The 633-nt window shown below is 62.6% G+C and carries 1 protein-coding gene; it reads right to left on the bottom strand.

Annotated features, from left to right (window positions below; translation table 11 throughout):
• Positions 1 to 633, bottom strand: a 633-nt coding sequence (locus tag AC1DXV_RS35150) for an RHS repeat-associated core domain-containing protein (RefSeq protein WP_477938121.1), incomplete at both ends; no start/stop codon positions are given.

Below are 633 nucleotides of genomic sequence, written 5' to 3'. Positions count from 1 at the left end.
CACCAACCTCAGGCCGCTAGACTGCACCGGGATCACCCGGGAGTCGGCATCCGCCAAATCGGCCAATGCCCCACCCATGGAATAGGGCACCTCCCCTCGCGCCTCCGCTCTCCGCACCTTCTCGCGATTGGCTGCTGAATTGCCGTATCCAATCTTCGCCAGATCGTCATCGGACGACAGGCTGTAGTCGACTGGCGTCAAGAAACTCCGGACGCCAGCAACGATCTTGGCGACCTGGTTCGTCAGTGACGAGCCATTGGACCCCGAAGGTGTCGCACCGCCTCCAGACGTCTTCTGCTCCGTCGTCTTGACCGTCGATTCCGGCGTTGCTGAAACACTCCCCGACGGATTCACAGTGACGCCATCACAGCTCGGATGGCAGATGGTCTGCAGGTACGGGGTCTTGCTCTCCTTCAGATCCGACCACCCGCTCGGGTCCGTGCGCGCCAGCGGATCGTTGCGCACATAGCTGTAGCGGTTGTAGGCCTGCAGGTCCGACGGATCGCTGACGAGCTGGTCCACCGACAGGAAGCGACCGATGGTGGCGTCGTACAGCCGGCCATTCATGTGCGTCAGCCCGATGTCATCGAGCTGCTCGTGGCCGGTGAAACCGCGGTCCGTGCCACTGTTGAC

The sequence above is a fragment of the Rhizobacter sp. P3_C12 genome, from assembly GCF_056402735.1.
This window is presented reverse-complemented; position numbering and strand designations above follow the sequence as displayed.